2 protein-coding genes are annotated in these 1,119 nt (G+C 59.2%); one reads left to right on the top strand and one right to left on the bottom strand.

The features are described 5' to 3' along the window. Nucleotides 1-177: 177 nt before the first annotated feature. Nucleotides 178-480 (top strand): hypothetical protein, encoded by a 303-nt coding sequence (locus ASD00_RS33010; protein WP_057211200.1) that lies wholly within the window; start codon nt 178-180, stop codon nt 478-480. 68 nt (nt 481-548) lie between these two features. Here ASD00_RS33010 and ASD00_RS33005 read toward each other — a convergent pair. Then, nucleotides 549-1,119: DUF1983 domain-containing protein (locus ASD00_RS33005; protein WP_156585911.1), on the bottom strand; the 571-nt coding region annotated here is incomplete at its 5' end.

Genomic DNA, 1,119 nt, shown 5'->3' with positions numbered 1-1,119 from the left:
CTCACTATCCGGCGTAGTGCGCGGATCGTCAGCATCGCTCTTCATGATTTTGATACAGCCGGCGCCGGTGCTGTCGACGCCAATCATCGTGCGAACCATGTTGCGTTCTCCAGGACTCGACTCTCGCGCGCCCTTCTGATTGAAGGCGTGCGTCAACACCAACTTGGGAGAGAATGGATGGAAGGGAAGAAAGTGGCGGTGCTTGCGCCCGAGGGCGGGTTTACGCTTCATAACCTTGGTGCCGCCCTCGTGGCAGTCCAAACGGCGCTGAGAACCGTCATCGAAGAACAGGCAAAGCACCACACCGATAGCGAATGGTTTGACGATCTAGAGAAGCGCCTGATCCGTGATGCCAAGGGCACCGTCACCGAAGGCATCGCGATAGAGACGGAGGCGAGTAGCCTCAAGCTCGGCATCGACGTCCTTCAAGCGACGCTGGATGCCAGCCGCCGCCACCTCGGTCTCGCAAGCAAGGAATAGCGCCTTGCCGGCAGGAGTTTCGACAAAGATGGACGCTCCGTTGCGAATGGTCTTATGCATTTTTGATCCTAACTGTAAATCTCGATCGTTCCGAGGTTGAGGTTGATGTCCATCTTGCCGTTCTGGGCGAGCAACCGCCCAGAACGCACCAGGCCGATGTTTGCGATGTTGAGCTTCAATTCGCCCGCCTCGATCACGATCGGCAGGAAGGCATTGCTGCCACCGTTCCAAACGACGAACTGATCCGCCTTCACCGCGAAGCGCGACTTGAGCACGCTGCTTTCCGTGTAAAGCTCGATGTAGAAACCGCTGTCCTTGAACACCGAACCGAGGTTCGCGCGCAGCATGACTGAAAACCGGGCATTAACGCCCGACTGGTCGGCCGCCGCCTCGAACTTGACGAGCCCTTGCGCGAAGCGGCCATTCAGGTCCGCACTCACACCATTGATGCTGGTGGCGAGAGCACTGTCGGCGTTCGCCCTGGTCGTCTGCTCGCTGTTCAAAAGCGCCAGGTTGCCATCAACCTCGGCCTCAAGAGAGGTGACCGTGCCGGCCAATGCGCTGTCGGCATTCGCCCGTGCGGTCGCTTCAGTCTGGATAGCGGCGGCATTTCCGGCAGTGTCGGCGAAGAGCTGCGTG

The sequence above is a fragment of the Ensifer sp. Root31 genome, assembly GCF_001424825.1.
Lineage (GTDB): Bacteria > Pseudomonadota > Alphaproteobacteria > Rhizobiales > Rhizobiaceae > Ensifer > Ensifer canadensis.
This window is presented reverse-complemented; position numbering and strand designations above follow the sequence as displayed.